Here is a 19,603-nt window from a genome sequence, read left to right as displayed (position 1 = left end):
GTCAGCGGCTGCGGCCGAGCAGGAGCTGGGCCGCGAAGGCGGCGAAGACGCTGGCGAAGAGCCAGTCGAGCGCGCGGCCGATGCGCGGGCGGCGGCGGAGCGCGCCGGTGACGCGTTCGGCGGCGAAGACCATCGGCACGGTGATGGCGAGGGCGACGGCGATGAAGAGAAGGCCGAGGACGACGAGCTGGGCGGCGGCGTGCGGGTCGCCGGCGCGCACGAACTGCGGCAGGAAGGTCATGAAGAAGAGCACGATCTTCGGGTTGAGCAGGTTGATCGCGAGGCCGGAGGCCCAGGTGCCGGCGAGGCTCGCCGACGCCGCAGGGCGGTCGGGGGGGCGGTCGGGGAGGGCGAGGGCGGAGCCGTGGCGGACAGCCTGCACGGCGAGCCAGGCGAGGTAGAGGGCGCCGGCTGTCTTCAGGGCGAGGAAGGCGGTCGGCGCGGCGACGATCAGCGCCGAGAGGCCGAGGGCGACGAGCGTGGTGTGGACGAGGATGCCGCTTATCGCGCCGAAGAGCGCGGCGAGCCCGGCGGCGCGGCCCCGGGTCACGGCGCGGCCGAGGAAGAAGGCCATGTCCGGGCCCGGGGTGAGCGAGATGACCACCACCGCCAGCGCGAAGGGCAGCAGGACGGCGGGCTCGGGGGAGCTTGCCGGCGGCGCGCTAGCGGGTGGTTTCGGTCAGGCGGCGGCGGACGTAGGCGTCGACGGTCGCGATCATCTCGTCCATGCCGGGGTCGAAGAAATGGCCGGCGCCCTCGATCACCTTGTGGGTGATGGTGATGCCCTTCTGCTGCTTGAGCTTGTCGGCGAGCGCGGCGACGTCGGCCGGCGGCACGACGCGGTCGGCCGAGCCGGAGATGATGAGGCCGGAGGAGGGGCAGGGGGCGAGGAAGGAGAAGTCGTACTGGTTGGCGGGGGGCGCGACCGAGACGAAGCCGGCGATCTCCGGCCGGCGCATCAGGAGCTGCATGCCGATCCAGGCGCCGAAGGAGAAGCCGGCGACCCAGCAGACCTTGGCGTTGCCGTTCAGCGACTGCAGGTAGTCGAGGGCGGCGGCGGCGTCAGAGAGCTCGCCGATGCCCTGGTCGTACTCGCCCTGGCTGCGGCCGACGCCGCGGAAGTTGAAGCGCAGGCAGGTGAAGCCGATGCGGTGGAAGGCATAGTGCAGGTTGTAGACGACCTTGTTGTTCATCGTGCCCCCGTAGAGCGGGTGGGGGTGCAGGATGATCGCGATCGGCGCGTCCTTGTTCTTCTGCGGGTGGTAACGGCCCTCCAGGCGCCCATCGGGGCCGGGGAAGATCACCTCTGGCATGCTGGACCGTTCCTCAAACCTGCGGCATCGCGCGTACTTGACGGAATCGCTTTGCCATTTTAGAAAAATTCTAATTCTAAAGTGCGGCGGCTGCGATCCCGGGACGCCCCGCAGTTAAGGGCTCCGGGAGGGTGCGTCAACTCCTCTGCCCCAATTCCCGGCCGCTGGAGAGGCGTGATGAAGTTGAGCACCAAGGGCCGATACGCGATGATCGCGCTGACCGACCTTGCGGCACACGGGCGGGACCGGCTGGTCTCGCTGTCGGAGGTCGCCGAGCGGCAGGATATCAGCCTCGCCTATCTCGAGCAGCTGTTCGTGAAGCTGCGCCGAGCGGAGATCGTCGAGTCGGTGCGCGGCCCGGGCGGCGGCTACCGGCTGGCGCGGCCGGTGGGCGAGATCCGCATCTCGGAGATCCTGGCGGCGGTTGACGAGACGATGGACGCGCTGACCCGCGGGGCGGGGGCCTCGGGGGCGACGGGGGGGACGCGGGAGCAGCTGCTCGCCGACAAGCTCTGGGAGCAGCTCTCGGCCAACGTCTACGTGATGCTGCACCAGACGCGGCTCGGCGACGTGGTGAAGGACCAGCTGGCGCCCTGCCCGGCGGTGCCGGCCTTCGTCGACGTGGTGGACGAGGAGGCGCAGACGGCGGGATGATGGCGCGGGTCTGTCTCGACTGGAACGCGACCGCGCCACTCCGGCCGGAGGCGCGCGCCGCGATGGCGGCGGCGATGGATGTCGTCGGCAACCCCTCGTCGGTGCATGCCGAGGGGCGGGCGGCGCGGGCGGTCGTCGAGCGGGCGCGGGCGCAGGTGGCCGAGGCGACGGGTTGCGCGGCGGGGGATGTCGTCTTCACCTCGGGCGCGACCGAGGCGGCGGCGCTGGCGCTGGCCGGACGGGGCTTCGTCGGGGCCGCGGTCGAGCATGACTGCGTGGCGGCCTGGGTCGAGGCGGCGCTGTCGGTCGATGCAGACGGGCGGGTGACGGTCGTAGAGCCGGGGCGGAGCGTGCTGCAGGCGGCGAACTCGGAGACGGGCGTGGTGCAGGCGCTGCCCGAGGGGCTCGCCTGCGTCGATGCGGTGCAGGCTGTGGGGCGGGTGCCCTTCGCCTTCGACTGGACGGGCGCGCGGGCGGCGATGGTCTCGGCGCACAAGCTCGGCGGCCCGAAGGGGATCGGCGCGCTGCTGCTGGCGCCAGGGGCGGAGGTCGCGCCGGTGCTGAAGGGCGGCGGGCAGGAGATGGGCCGCCGCGCCGGGACGGAGAACGTGGTCGGGATCGCCGGCTTCGGCGCGGCGATCGCGGCGGCGGCGCGGGATCTGGCGGCGGGCCTGTGGGAAGAGGTCGCGGAACGGCGGAATATTCTCGAGGCGGCTCTGGTATCCGCGGCCTCATCGACTATTTTTGTCGGGAAAGCCGCCCCACGGCTGCCGAACACGAGCTGCTTCGCCGTGCCGGGCTGGCGGGGAGAGACCCAGGTGATGCAGCTCGATCTCGACGGGTTTGCCGTATCGGCGGGCTCGGCCTGTTCGAGCGGCAAGGTGCGCGCGAGCCGGGTGCTGGCCGCCATGGGGCTCGATGCCGCGACGGCGGCGAGCGCGATCCGGGTCTCGATCGGGCCCGCCACGACGCGCGAGGAGGTGCTGGCCTTCGCCGGTGCCTGGGAGAGACACTATCGCCGGTTCCGTGCGCGAGCAGCGTGAGGGGGGCGGCGTGAAAGAGGAAGGGTCGACCATGGCTGGACTGGACGAGATCAGCGTGCGTGAGGGCGTCGACCAGGAGACGGTCGAGACCGTCCGCTCGGTGGGTGAGAAGTACAAGTACGGCTTCTCCACCGATATCGAGACCGAGTTCGCCCCGAAGGGGGTGAACGAGGACATCGTGCGGCTCATCTCAGCCAAGAACGGCGAGCCGGAGTGGATGACCGAGTGGCGGCTGCGCGCCTACCGGCGCTGGGTGCAGATGGAGCACCAGCCGGACTGGGCGATGCTGAAGCTGCCCGACATCGACTTCCAGGACCAGTATTACTATGCGCGGCCGAAGAGCATGGCAGTCCGGCCGAAGTCGATCGAGGAGGTCGATCCGGCGCTCATCGCCACCTACCAGAAGCTCGGCATTCCGCTCCAGGAGCAGATGATCCTCGCCGGCGTCGAGCAGGGCGCGCCGGTCGAGGGGCGCAAGGTCGCGGTCGACGCGGTCTTCGACTCGGTCTCGGTGGGCACGACCTTCAAGGAGGAGCTGGCCAAGGCGGGCGTCATCTTCTGCCCGATCTCGGAGGCGATCCGCGAGCATCCCGAGCTGGTGAAGAAATATCTCGGCTCCGTCGTGCCTTACAGCGACAACTTCTATGCGACGCTGAACTCGGCGGTCTTCTCGGACGGCTCCTTCGTCTATGTGCCGCCGGGCGTGCGCTGTCCGATGGAGCTCTCGACCTATTTCCGCATCAACGCCGAAAATACCGGCCAGTTCGAGCGGACGCTGATCATTGCCGACAAGGGCGCCTACGTGAGCTATCTTGAGGGCTGCACGGCGCCGAAGCGCGACACGGCGCAGTTGCATGCGGCGGTGGTGGAGATCGTCGCGCTCGAGGACGCCGAGGTGAAATATTCCACGGTGCAGAACTGGTTCCCCGGCAACGAGGAGGGCTTGGGCGGCATCTACAATTTCGTCACCAAGCGGGCGGACTGCCGCGGGGCGCGGTCGAAGGTGATGTGGACGCAGGTGGAGACGGGATCGGCGATCACCTGGAAGTATCCCTCCTGCATCCTGCGCGGCGAGGGCAGCCAGGGCGAGTTCTACTCGATCGCCATCGCCAACAACTACCAGCAGGCCGACACCGGCACCAAGATGCAGCATCTGGGCAAGAACACCCGCTCGCGCATCGTCTCGAAGGGGATCAGCGCGGGGTTCGCGCAGAACACCTATCGCGGGCTCGTCAGCGTGCATCCGAAGGCGACCGGCAGCCGCAACTACACCCAGTGCGACAGCCTCTTGATCGGCGAGAGGTGCGGAGCGCATACGGTGCCCTACATCGAGTGCAAGAACAACTCGAGCCGGGTGGAGCACGAGGCGACCACCTCGAAGGTGGACGAGGACAAGCTTTTCTACTGCCGCCAGCGCGGCATGGATGAGGAGGAGGCGGTGGCCCTCGTCGTCAACGGCTTCTGCCGCGAGGTGCTGCAGGCGCTGCCGATGGAGTTCGCCATGGAAGCGCAGAAACTGGTGGCGATCAGCCTGGAGGGGAGCGTCGGGTGACGGAGGAGACCGAGAGCCTGGTGCTCGAGATCCTGAAGCGGCTTCAGTCGGAGTTCGCTCTCATGCGCGAGGACATGCGCGGCATGCGGGCGGAGATGACCGCGCTCAAGCAGCATATGGATGGCCGCCTTCATGACCATGAGCTGACGCAGGACAGCGATGTCGCCTCGATAAAGCTGCGTCTGGATCGGATCGAGAGACGGCTGGACCTGACCGATTGAAGGGGAAGCAATGATGGACAAGCATGCGCTGAAGCAGGACGTGATCGCGGACGCCCGCGCGGGCGCGAGCGTGTCGGCGGAGGATGTGGCGATCGCGGCGCTGGTGATGATGCCCTTCACGCTGACGCTCTTCGTCTTCCTGTCGTGGGTCACGCCGCTGTCGAACTTCTGGCTGCAGTTCCTGTGGCTGATCGTCACGGCGGTGGCGACGATGTGGAACGCCGGGTGGCGGGCGCGGACGAGCGCTTGAGGCGCGCGCCCGGCGGGGGATTCAAGGAACGGATGATGCTCGAAATCAGCAACCTGCACGTCAAGCTCGAGGAGGAGGACAAGGCGATCCTCAAGGGCGTCGATCTCGCGGTGAAGGCCGGCGAGGTGCATGCGATCATGGGCCCGAACGGGTCGGGGAAGTCGACGCTGTCCTATGTCCTCGCCGGGCGCGAGGGCTACGAGGTGACCGACGGGACTGCGACGCTCGAGGGGCGGGACCTGCTCGGGCTCGAGCCGGAGGAGCGCGCGGCGCTCGGGCTCTTCCTCGCCTTCCAGTATCCGGTCGAGATCCCCGGGGTCGGCAACATGACCTTCCTCAGGACGGCGCTCAACGCGCAGCGCAAGGCGCGCGGGCAGGAGGAGCTGAACCCGGCGGCCTTCCTGAAGCTGGTGCGCGAGAAGGCGAAGAGCCTGCACATAGACGCGGAGATGCTGAAGCGGCCGGTGAACGTGGGCTTCTCGGGCGGCGAGAAGAAGCGCAACGAGATCCTGCAGATGGCGGTGCTCGAGCCGCGCATGTGCATCCTCGACGAGACCGACTCGGGGCTCGACGTGGACGCGATGAAGCTGGTGGCCGACGGGGTGAACGCGCTGCGCGGCCCGGACCGGGCGTTCCTGGTCATCACCCACTACCAGCGGCTGCTCGACCATATCGTGCCGGACGTGGTGCACATCATGGCCGACGGGCGGATCGTCGCCTCGGGCGGGCCCGAGCTCGCGCTCGAGGTCGAGATGAACGGCTATGCCGATATCCTGAAGTCGGTGGCGTAGGGAGGGCAAGCGCATGAAACCTGTTGTCCTGCTCGTCGGGAAGCTGCCCGGCGTTATCGGCGGCATCGCCCAGCAGCTCCAGGACCTGCCGGTCGAATGGCTGGGCGCGCACGACCGCGACGAGGTGATCCGCCAGCTCGCAGCCGAGCCGCGCATCGCCTGCGTCGTCATGGGCGCCGGCCTCGACGACACGGTCCGGGGCGATCTGGTCGGGGTCATCGCCGCGCGGCGGCCAGACATCCCGATCCACCTGAAGGAGCGCAGCTCCGGTCCCGACGGCATGGCGCCCTTCGTGCGCCGGATCGTCGAGGGCACGGTGCTGGCGGGGGTGGCCGTCTGATGGCGGTCCCGGCCCTGAAGATCGACGGCGCCGAGGTGCTGCTCGACGCCTGGCCCGAGCCCGCGGGTGAGGCGGGTTGGGCGCGCGCGGTGCGGGCGCGGGCGGCGCGGCGGCTCGCCGAGCGTGGCGCGCCGGTCCGGCGTGACGAATACTGGAAGTTCACCGACCCGACGTCGCTGACCGCCGAGCCGGCGCTGCCGGCGGCGCTGCTGGCGGACGACGAGAAGCCGATGCTCGACGGGGCGGATCAGCTCCGCGTCGTCTTCCTGGACGGCGTGCTGGCGCCGGGCGAGTCGGACGCGCTGGCGATGGAGGGGGTGGAGATCCGGCCGCTCGCCGAGGTGCTCGCGACCGATATCACCTGGGCGCGCGAGCTCTTCGGCGCGCTCGAGGAGCGCGGGCAGGTGCCGGTCGACCGGCCGCTCGCCGCGCTCAACACCGCGCGGGCGACCGAGGGGCTGGCGATCCGGGTGACCGGGCGAGCGCCGCGGCCGGTGCATCTCGTCTACCGCCGCAGCCGGCCGGAAGCGGAGGCGCTGGTGCGCCATCTCGTCCGGCTCGAGGCGGGGGCCGACCTCACGCTGCTCGAGAGCGGGCCGGCGGCGGCGCGCTTCAACTCGGTCACCGAGGTCGAGGTGGCGGCGGGTGCCGCCTTCCACCACGTGCGCACCCAGGGGCGCGACCACGAGCGGCGGGCGGCGACCGCGCTCTTCGCGCGGTTGGGCGAGAAGAGCCTGCTGAAGTCCTTCACGCTGACGGTGAACGGGCGGCTGACGCGCAACGAGCATGTGGTCGAGTTCACCGGCGACGAGGCGGTGGCACATGTCGCCGGCGCCTGCGTCGGCGACGGCGAGTTCCACCACGACGACACCGTCTTCATCACCCACGACGCGCTCGCCTGCGAGAGCCGGCAGGTGTTCAAGAAGGTGCTGCGCGGGGCGGCGACCGGAGTCTTCCAGGGCAAGATCCTGGTGAAGCCGGGGGCGCAGAAGACCGACGGCTACCAGATCAGCCAGGCGCTGCTTCTCGACGAGACGAGCCAGTTTCTCGCCAAGCCGGAGCTCGAGATCTACGCCGACGACGTGGTGTGCAGCCATGGGTCGACCAGCGGCGCGGTGGACGAGGACGCGCTCTTCTACCTGACCTCGCGCGGCATCCCGCGGCGGTCTGCCGAGGAGCTGCTGGTGCTCGCCTTCCTCGACCAGGCGATCGCCGAAGTCGAGGATCCGGGCCTCGGCGACGAGCTGCGCGAGCGGCTGGCCGCCTGGCTCGAACGCCGCCGGCAGTGAGGTCGGTGCCGCGCCCGGCGCCGGCCCGCCGCGGGCTGGTCGACGCGATCGCGCGCTCTTGGCGCGATCCGCGCGGCGTCATGGCCGGGCAGGTCGCCGCCGGGCTCAGCGAGCCGCGGGCGCTCGTCCATCTGATGCTCGCCTGCATGCTCGTCTTCGTCGCGCGGCTGCCCGAGGCGGTGCGGATGGCCGAAGGGCTGCCGGTGGACGAGCCGGCGAATGCGGCGGTCGCGGCGCATCTCTTCGCCTGGGGGGCGGTGGCGCCGCTCCTCGGCTACGCGCTGGCGGCGGTAGTGCATCTCGTCGCGCGCGGCTTCGGCGGGCGGGGGGGCTTTCTCGGGGCGCGCGCCGCGCTCTTCTGGTCGGGGCTCGCGCTCAGCCCGGCGGTGCTCGCGCTCGGGGCTGCCGATGCGCTGGCGGGCGGCCGCGCGGCGGCCTGGCTGTCGCTCGCCGGTCTCGCCGCGCTCGGCCTCTGGGTCTGGGTCTTCGCGGCGAGCCTCGCGGAGGCCGAGGGCTTCGCTTCGACCGGGCGGGTGGCGGCGGTCGTGGTTCTCGTCCTGGCGGCGGGGGTGGCGTTGGTCGAACTCGCGATCCGGGGCGGCGCGCGCTGAGTATGTGGGGGCAGCTCCTGATCGACAGCCTGATCCGGCCGCGCGCGGCCGGGCGGCGCATCCTCGGGCTTCAGCTCTCAGGGCAGAGCCTCGTCGAGGCGGCGGTCCTCGTCTCCTGCGTCGGCACGCTCGTCATCCATTTCGCGGCCGAGAAGGTGCCCGAGCTGCAGGGCGAGTTCGCCGGGCTGACCGGCAGTCCGCTGCTCGCGACCTTCCTCAACGTGGTGCAGCTCGGCCTCATGGCGCTGGCCGCTACCTGGGTCGGGCGGCGCTTCGGGGGAACGGGCGAGCTGCCGGGCGCGCTGGCGCTGGTCATCTGGTACAATTTCGTCGCGATGCTGCTCGTCGCGCTGCTCTTCGGCGCCTATCTGATCGCACCGGTCATCGCGCTGCCGCTCGGCATCGCCTTCATCGGCTGGCTGGTCTGGGCCCCGGTCTGCTTCATCGCCGAGCTGCACGGCTTCGCCAACCCGCTCGTGGTGCTGGCGGGGCTGGTGCTGACCATGCTGGTGCTGTTCTTCGCAGTCAATTTCGTGGCGATGCTGCTCATCGCCGCGTTCGGAGGGATCGGCTGATGTACGACCTGGAGGCGGTGCGGCGGGACTTTCCGATCCTCGCGCGCAAGGTGCACGGGCGGCCGCTCGTCTATCTCGACAACGGCGCCTCGGCGCAGAAGCCGCAGGCGGTGATCGACGCGGAGGTGCGCGCCTACGCCGAGGAATACGCCAACGTCCACCGCGGGCTGCACCATCTCTCGACCATCGCGACGGAGAAGTACGAGGCGACGCGCGGCATCGTGCAGCGCTTCCTCGGGGCGAGGCACGAGGACGAGATCGTCTTCACGTCCGGCTCGACCATGGGCATCAACATGGTGAGCTACGCCTGGGCGACGCCGCGGCTGGAGGCCGGCGACGAGATCGTGCTCTCGGTCATGGAGCATCACGCCAACATCGTTCCCTGGCACTTCCTGCGCGAGCGGCAGGGGGTGGTGCTGAAGTGGGTCGACATCGAGCCCGACGGCACGCTCGACCCCGAGCGGGTGCTGGCGGCGATCGGGCCGCGGACGAAGCTCGTCGCCGTTACCCACATGTCGAACGTGCTCGGCACGGTCGTCGACGTGAAGGCGATCGCCACCGGGGCGCGGGCGCTCGGGGTGCCGGTTCTGGTCGACGGCAGCCAGGCCGCGGTGCACATGGCGGTCGACGTCGCCGACATCGGCTGCGACTTCTACGCCGTCACCGGGCACAAGCTCTACGGGCCGACCGGCTCCGGCGCGCTCTACGCCCGGCGCGAGCGGCTGGCCGAGATGCGGCCCTTCCTCGGCGGCGGCGACATGATCCGCGAGGTGCGACAGGAGGCGGTCAGCTACGCCGACCCGCCGCTGCGCATGGAGGCGGGGACGCCGGCCATCGTGCAGACGATCGGGCTCGGGGTGGCGCTCGACTATATGACCGGGCTCGGGCTCGACAATATCGCCGCCCACGAGCGGAGCCTGCGCGACTATGCCGCCGCGCGCTTCGAGGGGCTGAACTGGCTGAACCTCCAGGGCACGGCGCCGGGGAAGGGGGCGATCTTCTCCTTCACCATCGAGGGTCCGGCGCATGCGCACGACATCTCGACCGTCGTCGACCGCAAGGGGGTGGCGGTGCGGGCCGGGCATCATTGCGCCCAGCCGCTGCTGACGCGGCTTGGGCTGACCGCGACCTGCCGCGCCTCCTTCGGGCTCTACAACACCACCGAGGAGGTGGACGTGCTGGTGGATGCGCTCGAGACCTGCCACGAACTCTTCTCGTGAGCGTCAGCGGAACTGGTCCCAGCCGCGCCGGCGCCAGAGCTTCTCGCCGATCAAGCAGTCGACCGGCTCGAACGGGGCCGGGACGATGGCGGGCGGCGGCGGCAGGCCGCTGATTTCGAGGATGAGCTTGCGGCGGATGCTGCGGGCGAGGTCGTCGCTGCTGCGGGCGACGACGACGAAGGCGCCCTCGCCGCCGATCACGCAGTTCTCATAGTAGCGCTCGAGGCCGGCCTGGGCGCCGAACTCGGAGATGACGATGGGCAAGCCGTTGATGGTGATGCCGCGGGCGACCGCCGCGTCGCGGGCGGGGACGACGGGCGGGCCGACGTTGTTGGCGCCGTCGCCCGAGACGTCGATGATGCGGCGGGTGCCTTCGAGGGCGTCGTCCTCGATGAGCACGGTGGCGAAGCCGATCGCCCGCGAGATCGAGGTGCCGCGGGTGCGGTTGACCGGGAGCGCCGCGATCTCGTCGGCGAGGGCGGCGGCCGCCGCGGGGCCGTCGATCACCCGCCAGGGGACGAGCCCGCCGTCCTGGGCGGCGCCCGACCATTCGAAGTAGGCGACGGCGATGCGGCCGAGCGGGCCGGAGGTGATGGTGCGCACGAGCTCGGGGTGGCGGAGCGCGGCGAGGTAGCCGTCGCGCTGGACGCCGAACTCGGTCAGGTCCATCGAGCGCGAGGCGTCGACCGCCAGCACGATCTCGACGTCGACCTCGAGCGTTTCCTGCGCCGCGGCCGGTGCGGCGGGAGGGAGGGCGAGGAGGGCGGCGGCGAGAAGCCTGGCGGTCGTCCTGCGGGACATGCGGCGCCCTCCCTTTCCTGTGAAGGGAGAGGGTAAGGCCGAATCGCCGTGGCGCGGGGGAACGATTGCGTCAGCTATTCGGCGGCGAACTCGCCGGAGTTGTAGGCGTAGGTGTCCCAGTCCGGGCGGTACTCGTCGCTCGCCTGGTTGCCCCAGACCGTCCAGCCCTTGCGCAGGCCGCGGCCGAAGAGCTCGAGGTAGGGGCCGGGACTGCAGGTCTCGATCACCGCATACTGCTCGTCGGGCTTGCGCGAATGCTCGCGCTTGCGGGTGGCGATGAGGTTCACCTGCCGCCGGCCGGGCGGCAGCGTGCGGGCGTTGCGGCCGCGGGTGCCGAAGAGCAGGATCTCGGTGACGTTGCGGAAGTAGAAGCCGACGCCGCGGCCGTCCGAGCCGCCGTCCTTGCGCACCTTGTGCCAGATGAGGTTCGACTTGTAGGCGAAGCCCCAGGCCTCAAGCACCCGGAGCCCCTCGGGCAGCAGCGCGTTCGGCACCCAGAGGTAGCAGTGGGCGGTGTCCTCGAGGTGTTCTGCGACCGGCAGGGCGCAGATTTCCTCGAGCGTCAGCGTCGGATAGCGGCTGAGGCGCCGATGCTCGGGCGCGACCTTGCCGGTGCGGTTGACGAACCGCCAGGGCGGGTCGGCTAGCAGGGTGGCGAACCGCCGACCCGCGAGATCGCGCCGAAGCTCTTGGGCTGGGTCCTCAGTCATCACCAACATCTAGCGAGATCACCCTAGGCGGCACCATCGCAGGAACCCCGACGCCGCGCAACCGGCTTCATGGTGAACCGCTTGCGCGGCGGAGGGCGGCATGCGAACGAAGGGGCGTGGGGGCGAGGAGGGAGACATGCCGCAGTCCGAGGCCGCTCCGCCGCTCTGGCGCGCGACGGTGCCGGTCTTTCTCGCCGTCCTCGACCGGATGGAGGCCGAGCTCGTCCGCGCCGAAGCCGCGCTCGGCGAGGGCATGGCGGCGGCACTGGCGCAGCGGCCCTCGCCGGCGATGATGCCGGCCGGGCGCCAGGTCGCGACGGCGGTACAGTTCATGCTCAGGATCGCCTTCCCGCTCGCCGGGCAGCGCATCCCGGAGCTGCGCGGGGCGCTCGACGCGCCGGGGCTCCGGGAGCGGATGGGGGCGGCGCGGGAGCTGCTCCGCCGGCTCGATGCGGCGGCCTTCGCCGGGGCGGAGGCGCGGACGATCACCACCCAGGCCGGCTTCGCGGTGCTGGAGCTGCCGGGCGAGGCCTATGTGCACGAGTTCGGGCTGCCCAACCTCTACTTTCATCACGCGATGGCACATGTGGCGCTGAAGCAGGCCGGCGTCTCGCTCGGGAAGGCGGATTTCGACGGCAAGCACGACTATCCCGAGGGGTTCACCTTCGGATAGCGCTCGGCTTCGTCGAGGAGGGCGCGGACCTCGGCGAAGATGGCTTCGAACATCGCGATGGTGAGGCGGCCGGTGTTCGTGTTGTAGCGCGAGCAATGGTAGCTGTCGAAGACGGCGAGGCCGTCGAGGTCGTGGCGCGCGCCGTGGGCGAAGGGGTGGGCGGCGAGGCGGCGCCCGAGGGTGCGGAGCAGCGTCTCGTGCGCGACGCGGCCGAGGCAGACGACGGCGCGGAGCCGCGGCAGGGCCGCGATGCGGGCGGCGAGGAAGGGCCGGCAGGTGGCGATCTCGGCCGGCGTCGGCCTGTTCGCGGGAGGGACGCAGCGCACGGCGTTGGCGACGAGGCAGTCGGTCAGCTCGAGCCCGTCGTCGATGCGGGCGGCGAAGCGACCGTTGGCGAAGCCGAAGCGGGCCAGGGTGGCATAGAGGAGATCGCCGGCATAGTCGCCGGTGAAGGGCCGCCCAGTGCGGTTGGCCCCGGCGACGCCGGGGGCGAGGCCGAGCACGAGGAGGCGACCCCCGGCGTCGCCGAAGGAGGCGACGGCGCCGTTGAACCAGTCGGGATGGCGGACGGCGTTGGCCGCGCGGTAGGCGACGAGTCGCGGGCAGCGGGGGCAGTCGCGCGGCGGCTCCGGCCCGGTGGCCGGGTGGGTCACTCCTCCTCGTCGGCGGTGACGACGGCGGCCTGGGCCTGCTCGCCGCGCGGCGGGCGGCCGATCACTTCGCGCAGCTCGTCGAGCTCGATGAAGTTGTCGCACTGGCGGCGCAGCTCGTCGGCGATCATCGGCGGCGAGGAGCGGATGGTCGAGACGACCGAGACGCGCACGCCCTGGCGCTGCAGCGATTCGACGAGCGGCTTGAAGTCGCCGTCGCCGGAGAAGAGCACGATGTGGTCGACGTGCGGCGCCATCTCCATCGCGTCGACGGCGAGCTCGATGTCCATGTTGCCCTTGACCTTGCGGCGGCCGGTCGAATCGGTGAATTCCTTCGCCGGCTTGGTCACCATGGCGAAGCCGTTGTAGTTCAGCCAGTCGACCAGCGGGCGGATGGGCGAGTATTCTTCCGACTCGAGCAGCGCGGTGTAGTAGAAGGCGCGCAAGAGCTTGCCGCGGCGCATGAACTCGGTGCGGAGGAGCTTGTAGTCGATGTCGAACCCCAGGGCGCGCGCGGCGGCATAGAGATTGGCGCCGTCAATGAAGAGAGCCAGCCGCTCGTCGCGGTAAAACATGATTGGAAACCTCCTGCAGACCAATCCGAAAGGCAGACCGGGACAATCAAATTTCGACCGGTTTGAAGCGGTTATAGAGCGGTGCGGGAGCCTGTCAAAGCCCGTTTACATGCCCGGGCGGACCCGCGGATGCATCTGATCGCGCTGGGGGCGAATGTCTCCTCGCCGCTTGGCGGACCCCGCGTGACGCTCGAGGCGGCGCTTGCGGCGCTCGCGGCGGCGGGGCTGCCGGCGGTGGCGCGGAGCGGCTGGTGGCGAACGCTCGCCCACCCGGCCGGCTCGGGCCCGGACTATGTGAACGGCGGCGCCGTGCTCGAGGCGGCGCTGCCGCCGGGCGAGGTGCTGGCGCGGCTGCATGCGGTCGAGGCGGCGCTCGGGCGGCGGCGCGGGGACCGCTGGGGGCCGCGGACGTGCGATCTCGACCTGCTGGCGAGCGGCGAGAGCGTGCTGCCGGACGCCGCGACCGTGCGGGCCTGGATGGCGCGTGCGGGGGCGGCGCGGATGGAGGCGCCGCCGGAGCTGATCCTGCCGCATCCGCGGATGCAGGAGCGGGGCTTCGTTCTGGCGCCGCTCGCCGAGGTCGCGCCCGGCTGGCGGCATCCGCTCCTCGGGCGGACGGTCGCGGAGATGCTGGCGGCGCTGCCGGCGGGCGCGCTCGACGGGATGGAGCGGCTCTAGGGGGCGGGCTTCACGGCATCGTAGATCGCGATCACCGCGTCCTGGAGGCGGTTCTCGTCGTCGGCGGGCTGGCTGTTGGTCTGGACGGTGACGAGGATGTCGTCGGCCTCGAACCAGACGTAGAGGGTGCGGAAGCCGAGGGTTTCGCCCTGGTAGAACCAGACGTCGCCGTAGGGCGCCATGGTGCCCTTGACGAGGCCGAGGGCGAAGCCCTGCGGGTCGGCGGGCGAGACGTCGGTGATGGCCGCGCCGGTGCGGGTGGAGACGAGGCCCAGCCACTCCGCCTGCTGTTCCGGCGGCACCACCTTGCCCCCGAAGACGGCGCGCATCCATCCGTCGACGTCGCGGGCGGTGGCGATGGCGCCGCCGGCTGCCTGCGCCCAGGAGCTGCTGTTGTCGCGCACGTCGCGGCCGATGAGGGGCGCGTTCCAGGACTGGGTGCAGTCCGGCTGGAGCTCGGCGCAGGCGGGGTTCTCGAAGTAGCCGTGCGCCATGCGCGCCACGAGCTCGGGCGGATAGGTGCCGGGGTCGTAGAAGGTGGCGTGCAGGCCCTGCGGCCCGAGGATCACCTCCTCGACCAGCTGCGGGTAGGGGCGGTTCGCGGCCTTGGCGGCGACCAGCGCGGCGAGGATGTAGTTGGTGTTGGAATAATGGTAGCCGGTGGTGGCGGGCGGATCGTCGTGGCCGGTCGGATAGACGAGGGCGATGAGCTCCTCGGCGGTCAGGTTGCGGCTCGGGTCCTCGACCCAGATGCGCGACATCGCCTCGGTCTCGGTATAGTTGGGGATGCCGCTCGTCATGTCGAGCAGGCGCCGGATGCTGACGTCGCTCCAGGCGGGATACTGCGGCAGCCACTTGCCCAGGGTGTCGTCGATCGAGAGCAGGCCCTCGGCCTCTAGCTTGAGCAGGATGGCGGCGGCGAAGGACTTCGACGTGCTGCCCATGGCGAAGAGGGTGTCGCGGCCGACCGGCGGGTCGTCCGGGCCGCGGCCGGTGCGACCGGCGAAGGCCTCGATGCCGGGGCCGGGGCCCGGGCCGACACTCGCGAAGCTGACGTAGGCGGCGATGCCGGTCACCTTCTCGGCCGGGCCGCGCTCGGCCAGCCAGCCGTCGATGGCCGCCTGCACCCGCGCGGCCTGCTCGGGTGTGGCCTCGGCCGCCGCGGGAGAGACGAGGAGAAGGGCGGCGCAGGCGAGGCCCGGCAGCACGGCATGACGCATGGTCGCCTCCAAAGGAACTGCCGGCATTCTGCGGGCCGCGGGCCGCATTGGGAAGGATTCGTTGCCGGATGGCGGCGGCTTGCCCGCACCCGGGCTTGCCTTCTTCGGCAGCGGGGACTAGATACAAGCCCTTCCATAAACGTTCCGGAGTCGCCGTATGGCCCGCGTAACCGTCGAAGACTGCGTCGACAAGGTGCCGAACCGCTTCGAGCTGGTCATGCTCGCCGCGCATCGCGCCCGTCAGCTCGCCTCCGGCGCGCCGCTCACCATCGAACGCGACAACGACAAGAACCCGGTCGTGGCCCTGCGCGAGATCGCCGACGAGACCCTCACGGCGGAGCATCTCAGGGAGTCGGCCATCGAGAGCTTCCAGCGTCAGATCGAGGTGGACGAGCCCGAGGAAGATGTCATGACGCTCCTGACCGGCAACAGCGATGCGCCGGCGGAGGACGACATGTCCGAGGAGCGCCTGCTCCGGGCCCTGATGGAAGCACAGGGCGAAAACTGACCGGCGATCTCGCTCCGGACCCGCAGGCGGCGCCCCGGGAACCGGGGGCCGACGGCGTGATTCCGGTCGAGACGCTGACGGCGCTCGTCCGCTCCTACAACCCGCAGTCGGATGCCGGCCTGATCGAGGCCGCCTACGACTATGCGCGCAAGATGCACGCGGGGCAGCGCCGGCAGAGCGGCGAGCCCTACTTCAGCCATCCGGTCGCCGTGGCGATGCTGCTCGCCGAGCAGAAGCTCGACGACGCGACGATCATCACCGCGCTGTTGCACGACACGATCGAGGATACGCTCTCGACCTATTCCGAGGTCGCGCTACGCTTCGGCGAGGAGGTGGCGCAGCTGGTCGACGGGGTGACCAAGCTCACCAACCTGGAACTCTCCTCGGTCGAGAACGAGCAGGCGGAGAATTTCCGCAAGCTCCTCATGGCGATGTCGAAGGACCCCCGCGTCCTTCTCGTCAAGCTGGCCGACCGGCTGCACAACATGCGCACCATCCGCCACCTGCCGCTCGAGAAGCAGCAGCGCAAGGCGCGCGAGACGATGGACATCTATGCCCCGCTCGCCGGGCGGATGGGCATGCAGTGGATGCGCGAGGAGCTCGAGGATCTCGGCTTCCGGGTGCTGAACCCCGAGGCGCGCAACTCGATCATCCGTCGCTTCCTGACGCTCCGCCGCGAGACGGGCGACGTCATCGCCAAGATCACCGACGACATCCGCACCGTGCTGACCCAGGCGGGCGTCGAGGCTGAGGTCTTCGGGCGGGAGAAGAAGCCCTATTCCATCTGGCGCAAGATGGAGGAGAAGAAGGAGGGCTTCCACCGGCTCTCCGACATCTACGGCTTCCGCATCATCACCCACTCGGTCGGGGACTGCTACACCGCGCTCGGGGCGGTGCATCAGCGCTGGCGGGCGGTGCCGGGGCGGTTCAAGGACTATATCAGCCAGCCGAAGTCGAACGGCTACCGCTCGATCCACACCACCGTCTCGGGCCGCGACGGCAAGCGGGTCGAGGTGCAGATCCGCACCCAGGAGATGCATGCGGTCGCAGAGACCGGCGTCGCGGCGCACTGGTCCTACAGGGACGGCGAGCGGTTCGAGAATCCCTTTGCCGTTGATCCGTTCCGCTGGCTGCGCGCGATCACCGAGCGCTTCGAGGGGCAGGAAGACGAGGAGTTCCTCGAGCATGTGAAGCTCGAGATGTTCACCGACCAGGTCTTCTGCTTCACGCCCAAGGGCGAGGTGGTGAAGCTGCCGCGCGGGGCGACGCCGATCGACTTCGCCTATGCGATCCACACCCGCATCGGCGACAGCTGCGTCGGCGCCAAGGTGGACGGGCAGCGGGTGCCGCTCTGGACCAAGCTCCGCAACGGCCAGTCGGTGACGATCATCCGCGCCGAGGGGCAGCGGCCGCAGCCCTCCTGGGAGGACATGGTGGTGACCGGCCGCGCCAAGGCGGCAATCCGTCGCTCGCTCCGCAGCGAGCAGCGCGCGACCCAGGTCAGGCTCGGGCGCGAGATCGCGCGGGTGGCGCTGGAGCGGGTCGGCAAGAAGGCGACCGACAAGGCGCTCGAGGCGGCGGCGCGGCGGCTCGGGCTCGAGGAGGCGGACGACGTGCTGGCGAGGCTCGGCGCGGCGGAGATGACCGGCAAGGAGCTCGTCGCTACGCTCTATCCCGAGCTATTGCGCGATGCGGCGCTGCCGCGCGCCTCGAGCGACACCGCGCCGGTGGTGATTGGGCTCAACACCGGCCAGGTCGCGCGGCCGGCGCCCTGCTGCAACCCGATTCCCGGCGAGCGGATCGTCGGCATCGCCGTGCGCGGCAAGGGCGTGGTGATCCACGCCATCGACTGCGCCGAGCTTGGCGCCTACGAGGACGAGCCGGACCGCTGGATCGACCTGCGCTGGTCCGAGGGCCAGGCGCGCGCCGACCATGTGGTGCGCATCGAGGTGACGATGGCGAACGACTCCGGCGTCCTCGGGCGCATCTGCACGCTGATCGGCGAGCAGCGCGCCAACATCACCGACATCGTCTTCACCGACCGCAAGCCAGACTTCTTCCGCATGGTCATCGACATCGAGGTGCGCGACATGGAGCATCTCACCCACGTGCTGACCGCGATCGACGCCGACTCCGACGTGGCCCAGGTCGCCCGCTTCCGCCAGGCGCAGGCGGTGGCGAAGCGGACGGAACCCGAGCGCGGCTGACGCTCCTCCGCTGCCCGGAGCTTCGCCATGGTCTTCAAGCGACGCGACAAGCTCACGCTCCGCGGCCGGGTGCGGCAGCTCCTGCCGCGGCGGGGGTGGCGGCGCGGGATCGAGTATGTCGGTCACCGGGTGCGGCGCATCCCCGACACGCCGCACCGGATCGCGCTCGGCTTCTCCTGCGGCGTGATGATGTCCTTCACCCCCTTCTTCGGGCTGCACCTCTTCGGCTCGATGGGGCTGGCCTGGCTGCTGCGCGGCAACGTGCTCGCGAGCGTGATCGGGCAGTTCGTCGGCAACCCCCTCACGCTGCCCTTCATCTCCTGGATCTCGATGTCGCTCGGGCGGGCGATACTGGGCGGCGGCTTCCTCGGGCGCGACTTCGAGCGCATCGACATGGCGCTCGGCCTCGCCGCCCGCGGTGTCTGGCGGACCTTCCTCAGCCTCTTCGGCATCGGCGAGAGCGAGTGGAACAACGTCACCGTGATCTGGAGCGACGTGATCCTGCCCTATTTCGTCGGCGGCCTGCTGCCGGGGCTCGTCTGCTCGCTCCTCTTCTACTTCCTGGTGCGCGCGATCGTCGGCGCCTATCAGGCCCGCCGGCGCGCGCGGCGGCTCGGGCAGCCGCACCGGCGCCACGCCGAGCGTGACGCCGCCGGCGACGGCGCGGGCTGAGCTCAGGTGAGCGGGGGCTTGCGGGTGGTCTTGGGACGCGGCGCCCTGGCGGCAGTCACCTCGGCCGCGGCGGCCTTGCGCACGCGGGGCTTCGCGGCCGGCTTCGGCGCGGCGTCCGCCTGCCCGGCGGCGGCGATCTCGGCGCTCGCCATGCTCCAATGCGCGTCCGCCCGGCCGGAGGGGCGGCCCTCGCTCTCCCAGATCTGATGGGCGCGTTCGCGGATGCGGTGTTCGATTTCCTGGATCATCGGTTTCTCCGGGCTGCGTGGACGCCCGCACGCGGGCATGCGTGCAATGCCGAAATCTCGCGCCGGTTGCAATCGCCGGCTGGTCCCCCGACCTCCGGCGGCTGGACAAGCGGGCGCGGCATGCTATCGCTCGGCGACCCGCGGGAGGGAGGGCAGGCGCATCATCATCGGGATTGGCTCCGACCTCGCCAACATCGAGCGGATCGGCCGGACGATCGATCGCTTCGGCGCGCGCTTCCTCGACCGGGTCTACACCCCGATCGAGCAGGCGCTGGCCGAGCGGCGGGCCGAGCGCGTGGCGACCTATGCCAAGCGCTGGGCGGCGAAGGAGGCCTGTTCCAAGGCGCTCGGCACCGGGCTGCGCATGGGGATCAGGTGGAAGGACATGGGGGTCGTGAACCTGCCGACCGGGCAGCCGACGCTGAGCCTCGCCGGCTGGGCTGCGGAGCGCCTCGCCGGCATGACGCCGCCCGGCCACCGGGCGCGGGTCCATCTTACCCTGACCGACGATCATCCCTGGGCGATGGCCGTGGTGGTGATCGAGGCGCTGCCCGAGTAGGCCGGCGGGTCGGATCGGTCTCGAGGGGAATTCCGTTCGTGTTAACAGCGACTTGGGCGGACTGGAAAGCGGCTGGAAGGAGGCTGGAAAGCGGCCATACGATTTGCGGCCGTGACCGGAGGTTGACGCGGAGTCGCGCGGTGCGCGCGCGACGGCACGGGATCATTCACCCCGAGAACGTGAGAGGAGCCCGCCGGGCCGCTGCCTTGACAGGGCGGGGGGCAGGGGCGACAAGGCGGCCCT

General features: G+C 70.6%; 25 protein-coding genes. 17 read left to right on the top strand and 8 right to left on the bottom strand.

What is annotated here, in order from left to right; translation table 11 throughout:
• Nucleotide 1: 1 nt before the first annotated feature.
• Both Q0112_RS11285 and Q0112_RS11280 read right to left on the bottom strand, forming a co-directional pair.
• Nucleotides 2-607: a LysE family translocator gene (locus Q0112_RS11285; RefSeq protein ID WP_297975311.1), complete on the bottom strand. Its 606-nt coding sequence runs from the start codon at nucleotides 605-607 to the stop codon at nucleotides 2-4.
• Between the two features lie 55 nt (nucleotides 608-662).
• Nucleotides 663-1,313 carry an alpha/beta hydrolase gene (locus Q0112_RS11280; protein ID WP_297975308.1) on the bottom strand — a complete coding sequence of 217 codons (651 nt, stop codon included), beginning with the start codon at nucleotides 1,311-1,313 and terminating at the stop codon, nucleotides 663-665.
• A 177-nt stretch (nucleotides 1,314-1,490) separates the two neighbouring features.
• Here Q0112_RS11280 and Q0112_RS11275 point away from each other — a divergent pair, with 177 nt between their 5' ends.
• From Q0112_RS11275 to Q0112_RS11225, 11 genes are read left to right on the top strand one after another with little or no spacing between them, the layout of a single operon-like run.
• Nucleotides 1,491-1,967 carry an Rrf2 family transcriptional regulator gene (locus Q0112_RS11275; protein WP_297975305.1) on the top strand — a complete coding sequence of 159 codons (477 nt, stop codon included), beginning with the start codon at nucleotides 1,491-1,493 and terminating at the stop codon, nucleotides 1,965-1,967.
• Nucleotides 1,964-3,010 carry an aminotransferase class V-fold PLP-dependent enzyme gene (locus tag Q0112_RS11270; protein ID WP_297975302.1) on the top strand — a complete coding sequence of 349 codons (1,047 nt, stop codon included), beginning with the start codon at nucleotides 1,964-1,966 and terminating at the stop codon, nucleotides 3,008-3,010. Before Q0112_RS11275 ends, Q0112_RS11270 begins: the two co-directional genes overlap by 4 nt.
• 31 nt (nucleotides 3,011-3,041) lie before the next feature.
• Nucleotides 3,042-4,562 (top strand): Fe-S cluster assembly protein SufB, encoded by a 1,521-nt coding sequence (gene sufB / locus Q0112_RS11265; RefSeq protein ID WP_297975299.1) that lies wholly within the window; start codon nucleotides 3,042-3,044, stop codon nucleotides 4,560-4,562.
• Nucleotides 4,559-4,783 (top strand): hypothetical protein, encoded by a 225-nt coding sequence (locus tag Q0112_RS11260; protein WP_297975296.1) that lies wholly within the window; start codon nucleotides 4,559-4,561, stop codon nucleotides 4,781-4,783. The genes sufB and Q0112_RS11260 overlap by 4 nt, the downstream gene beginning before the upstream one ends.
• A gap of 10 nt (nucleotides 4,784-4,793) precedes the next feature.
• Nucleotides 4,794-5,033 carry a hypothetical protein gene (locus Q0112_RS11255; RefSeq protein ID WP_297975293.1) on the top strand — a complete coding sequence of 80 codons (240 nt, stop codon included), beginning with the start codon at nucleotides 4,794-4,796 and terminating at the stop codon, nucleotides 5,031-5,033.
• Nucleotides 5,034-5,068: 35 nt separating this feature from the next.
• Entirely contained in the window at nucleotides 5,069-5,824 is a 756-nt protein-coding gene (gene sufC, locus Q0112_RS11250) for a Fe-S cluster assembly ATPase SufC (RefSeq protein ID WP_297975317.1), read from the top strand.
• Nucleotides 5,825-5,837: 13 nt separating this feature from the next.
• Nucleotides 5,838-6,164, top strand: coding sequence for a hypothetical protein (locus Q0112_RS11245; RefSeq protein ID WP_297975289.1), 327 nt, complete (start codon nucleotides 5,838-5,840; stop codon nucleotides 6,162-6,164).
• Nucleotides 6,164-7,453: a SufD family Fe-S cluster assembly protein gene (locus Q0112_RS11240; RefSeq protein ID WP_297975286.1), complete on the top strand. Its 1,290-nt coding sequence runs from the start codon at nucleotides 6,164-6,166 to the stop codon at nucleotides 7,451-7,453. The genes Q0112_RS11245 and Q0112_RS11240 overlap by 1 nt, the downstream gene beginning before the upstream one ends.
• A gap of 5 nt (nucleotides 7,454-7,458) precedes the next feature.
• Nucleotides 7,459-8,064: a YIP1 family protein gene (locus Q0112_RS11235; RefSeq protein ID WP_297975283.1), complete on the top strand. Its 606-nt coding sequence runs from the start codon at nucleotides 7,459-7,461 to the stop codon at nucleotides 8,062-8,064.
• Nucleotides 8,065-8,066: 2 nt separating this feature from the next.
• Complete coding sequence (locus Q0112_RS11230) at nucleotides 8,067-8,639, top strand: YIP1 family protein (RefSeq protein ID WP_297975280.1); 573 nt, start codon at nucleotides 8,067-8,069, stop codon at nucleotides 8,637-8,639.
• On the top strand, nucleotides 8,639-9,859 hold the full coding sequence (locus Q0112_RS11225) for a cysteine desulfurase (RefSeq protein ID WP_297975277.1): 1,221 nt from the start codon (nucleotides 8,639-8,641) through the stop codon (nucleotides 9,857-9,859). Before Q0112_RS11230 ends, Q0112_RS11225 begins: the two co-directional genes overlap by 1 nt.
• 3 nt (nucleotides 9,860-9,862) lie before the next feature.
• On the opposite strand, the gene Q0112_RS11220 is transcribed toward Q0112_RS11225, so the two are convergent.
• Both Q0112_RS11220 and Q0112_RS11215 read right to left on the bottom strand, forming a co-directional pair.
• Complete coding sequence (locus tag Q0112_RS11220; RefSeq protein ID WP_297975274.1) at nucleotides 9,863-10,660, bottom strand: DUF1194 domain-containing protein; 798 nt, start codon at nucleotides 10,658-10,660, stop codon at nucleotides 9,863-9,865.
• A 74-nt stretch (nucleotides 10,661-10,734) separates the two neighbouring features.
• Nucleotides 10,735-11,370: an MT-A70 family methyltransferase gene (locus tag Q0112_RS11215; protein WP_297975271.1), complete on the bottom strand. Its 636-nt coding sequence runs from the start codon at nucleotides 11,368-11,370 to the stop codon at nucleotides 10,735-10,737.
• Between the two features lie 136 nt (nucleotides 11,371-11,506).
• Between Q0112_RS11215 and Q0112_RS11210 the strand changes: the two genes are divergently transcribed.
• Complete coding sequence (locus Q0112_RS11210; protein WP_297975268.1) at nucleotides 11,507-12,043, top strand: DUF1993 family protein; 537 nt, start codon at nucleotides 11,507-11,509, stop codon at nucleotides 12,041-12,043.
• Here Q0112_RS11210 and Q0112_RS11205 read toward each other — a convergent pair.
• The gene (locus Q0112_RS11205; protein ID WP_297975266.1) at nucleotides 12,016-12,696 is read right to left on the bottom strand and encodes a uracil-DNA glycosylase; all 681 of its coding nucleotides are present in this window, start codon (nucleotides 12,694-12,696) and stop codon (nucleotides 12,016-12,018) included. The two genes, Q0112_RS11210 and Q0112_RS11205, sit on opposite strands and share 28 nt — an antisense overlap.
• A complete protein-coding gene (locus Q0112_RS11200) occupies nucleotides 12,693-13,268 on the bottom strand; it encodes an NYN domain-containing protein (protein ID WP_297975264.1) in 576 nt (191 codons plus the stop codon). Before Q0112_RS11200 ends, Q0112_RS11205 begins: the two co-directional genes overlap by 4 nt.
• Nucleotides 13,269-13,397: 129 nt before the next feature.
• Here Q0112_RS11200 and folK point away from each other — a divergent pair, with 129 nt between their 5' ends.
• Entirely contained in the window at nucleotides 13,398-13,946 is a 549-nt protein-coding gene (gene folK, locus Q0112_RS11195) for a 2-amino-4-hydroxy-6-hydroxymethyldihydropteridine diphosphokinase (protein WP_297975261.1), read from the top strand.
• Here folK and Q0112_RS11190 read toward each other — a convergent pair.
• Nucleotides 13,943-15,166: a serine hydrolase gene (locus Q0112_RS11190; RefSeq protein ID WP_297975259.1), complete on the bottom strand. Its 1,224-nt coding sequence runs from the start codon at nucleotides 15,164-15,166 to the stop codon at nucleotides 13,943-13,945. The genes folK and Q0112_RS11190 overlap by 4 nt on opposite strands.
• Before the next feature lie 157 nt (nucleotides 15,167-15,323).
• Here Q0112_RS11190 and rpoZ point away from each other — a divergent pair, with 157 nt between their 5' ends.
• The 3 genes from rpoZ to Q0112_RS11175 are packed head-to-tail and all read left to right on the top strand — an operon-like array spanning nucleotide 15,324 to nucleotide 18,553.
• On the top strand, nucleotides 15,324-15,674 hold the full coding sequence (gene rpoZ, locus Q0112_RS11185) for a DNA-directed RNA polymerase subunit omega (RefSeq protein WP_297975257.1): 351 nt from the start codon (nucleotides 15,324-15,326) through the stop codon (nucleotides 15,672-15,674).
• Between the two features lie 56 nt (nucleotides 15,675-15,730).
• On the top strand, nucleotides 15,731-17,881 hold the full coding sequence (locus Q0112_RS11180; RefSeq protein ID WP_297975255.1) for a bifunctional (p)ppGpp synthetase/guanosine-3',5'-bis(diphosphate) 3'-pyrophosphohydrolase: 2,151 nt from the start codon (nucleotides 15,731-15,733) through the stop codon (nucleotides 17,879-17,881).
• 27 nt (nucleotides 17,882-17,908) lie between these two features.
• Complete coding sequence (locus Q0112_RS11175; RefSeq protein WP_297975252.1) at nucleotides 17,909-18,553, top strand: DUF2062 domain-containing protein; 645 nt, start codon at nucleotides 17,909-17,911, stop codon at nucleotides 18,551-18,553.
• A 2-nt stretch (nucleotides 18,554-18,555) separates the two neighbouring features.
• Here the strand turns inward: Q0112_RS11175 and Q0112_RS11170 are convergent, their stop codons facing one another.
• Nucleotides 18,556-18,801, bottom strand: coding sequence for a DUF2934 domain-containing protein (locus tag Q0112_RS11170; protein ID WP_297975250.1), 246 nt, complete (start codon nucleotides 18,799-18,801; stop codon nucleotides 18,556-18,558).
• Nucleotides 18,802-18,961: 160 nt separating this feature from the next.
• On the opposite strand from Q0112_RS11170, the gene acpS reads away from it, so the two are divergent.
• Entirely contained in the window at nucleotides 18,962-19,360 is a 399-nt protein-coding gene (acpS, locus tag Q0112_RS11165; protein ID WP_297975314.1) for a holo-ACP synthase, read from the top strand.
• The last annotated feature ends 243 nt before the right edge of the window (nucleotides 19,361-19,603 follow it).

Source organism: uncultured Amaricoccus sp. (assembly GCF_937858865.1).
Lineage (GTDB): Bacteria > Pseudomonadota > Alphaproteobacteria > Rhodobacterales > Rhodobacteraceae > Amaricoccus.
The sequence above is the reverse complement of the archived record's forward strand: the minus strand, read 5'-3'. Positions and strand labels throughout refer to the sequence as shown.

Bases quoted from the DNA above. Each gene is read 5' to 3' on its own strand.
- Q0112_RS11280 (WP_297975308.1), bottom strand. From the start codon at position 1,313: ATGCCAGAGGTGATCTTCCCCGGCCCCGATGGGCGCCTGGAGGGCCGT.
- Q0112_RS11275 (WP_297975305.1), top strand. From the start codon at position 1,491: ATGAAGTTGAGCACCAAGGGCCGATACGCGATGATCGCGCTGACCGAC.
- Q0112_RS11270 (WP_297975302.1), top strand. From the start codon at position 1,964: ATGATGGCGCGGGTCTGTCTCGACTGGAACGCGACCGCGCCACTCCGG.
- sufB (WP_297975299.1), top strand. From the start codon at position 3,042: ATGGCTGGACTGGACGAGATCAGCGTGCGTGAGGGCGTCGACCAGGAG.
- Q0112_RS11255 (WP_297975293.1), top strand. From the start codon at position 4,794: ATGATGGACAAGCATGCGCTGAAGCAGGACGTGATCGCGGACGCCCGC.
- sufC (WP_297975317.1), top strand. From the start codon at position 5,069: ATGCTCGAAATCAGCAACCTGCACGTCAAGCTCGAGGAGGAGGACAAG.
- Q0112_RS11245 (WP_297975289.1), top strand. From the start codon at position 5,838: ATGAAACCTGTTGTCCTGCTCGTCGGGAAGCTGCCCGGCGTTATCGGC.
- Q0112_RS11240 (WP_297975286.1), top strand. From the start codon at position 6,164: ATGGCGGTCCCGGCCCTGAAGATCGACGGCGCCGAGGTGCTGCTCGAC.
- Q0112_RS11230 (WP_297975280.1), top strand. From the start codon at position 8,067: ATGTGGGGGCAGCTCCTGATCGACAGCCTGATCCGGCCGCGCGCGGCC.
- Q0112_RS11225 (WP_297975277.1), top strand. From the start codon at position 8,639: ATGTACGACCTGGAGGCGGTGCGGCGGGACTTTCCGATCCTCGCGCGC.
- Q0112_RS11220 (WP_297975274.1), bottom strand. From the start codon at position 10,660: ATGTCCCGCAGGACGACCGCCAGGCTTCTCGCCGCCGCCCTCCTCGCC.
- Q0112_RS11215 (WP_297975271.1), bottom strand. From the start codon at position 11,370: ATGACTGAGGACCCAGCCCAAGAGCTTCGGCGCGATCTCGCGGGTCGG.
- Q0112_RS11210 (WP_297975268.1), top strand. From the start codon at position 11,507: ATGCCGCAGTCCGAGGCCGCTCCGCCGCTCTGGCGCGCGACGGTGCCG.
- Q0112_RS11200 (WP_297975264.1), bottom strand. From the start codon at position 13,268: ATGTTTTACCGCGACGAGCGGCTGGCTCTCTTCATTGACGGCGCCAAT.
- folK (WP_297975261.1), top strand. From the start codon at position 13,398: ATGCATCTGATCGCGCTGGGGGCGAATGTCTCCTCGCCGCTTGGCGGA.
- Q0112_RS11190 (WP_297975259.1), bottom strand. From the start codon at position 15,166: ATGCGTCATGCCGTGCTGCCGGGCCTCGCCTGCGCCGCCCTTCTCCTC.
- rpoZ (WP_297975257.1), top strand. From the start codon at position 15,324: ATGGCCCGCGTAACCGTCGAAGACTGCGTCGACAAGGTGCCGAACCGC.
- Q0112_RS11175 (WP_297975252.1), top strand. From the start codon at position 17,909: ATGGTCTTCAAGCGACGCGACAAGCTCACGCTCCGCGGCCGGGTGCGG.
- Q0112_RS11170 (WP_297975250.1), bottom strand. From the start codon at position 18,801: ATGATCCAGGAAATCGAACACCGCATCCGCGAACGCGCCCATCAGATC.